The organism is Pseudoalteromonas sp. S3178 (genome assembly GCF_005886985.1).
GTDB classification, from domain to species: domain Bacteria; phylum Pseudomonadota; class Gammaproteobacteria; order Enterobacterales; family Alteromonadaceae; genus Pseudoalteromonas; species Pseudoalteromonas carrageenovora.
Genome location: NZ_PNCW01000272.1, coordinates 1 through 332, shown reverse-complemented (window position 1 = coordinate 332; position 332 = coordinate 1). Strand labels below are relative to the sequence as shown.

Annotated in this window: 1 pseudogene; it reads right to left on the bottom strand. The window is 43.1% G+C overall.

Annotated features, from left to right (window positions below):
* Positions 1–332, bottom strand: a pseudogene (locus tag CWC11_RS20930) (response regulator transcription factor); the annotation flags it as partial.

The following is a 332-nucleotide window of genomic DNA, read 5'->3' as shown; positions in this document are numbered from 1 at the left end:
CGACTGCAGCTGCTAAACCATGGCCAGTAAAATCACCCAGCAAACAATAAAAGCCACCCATTGGGCTCTTGGCCATTAAAAACATATCGCCATTAAACATTGACGCGGGGGACAAGTGGTATTCACAAATCTCAGGATATTCAGATTGTTGTGCAAGCGCATTACTAAAGATGTGCTCAACAATCTCGTGCTCTCGCTCTATCTGATTATAGTGATATTCTAGTTGTCGGCGTTGTTCGTTGCTTTGTTGGCTGAGCCTACGAGTCCTCGCATGCGCTTTGATTTTGGCTGATAAAATGACTTTATCAAACGGCTTATGAATAAAGTCATCA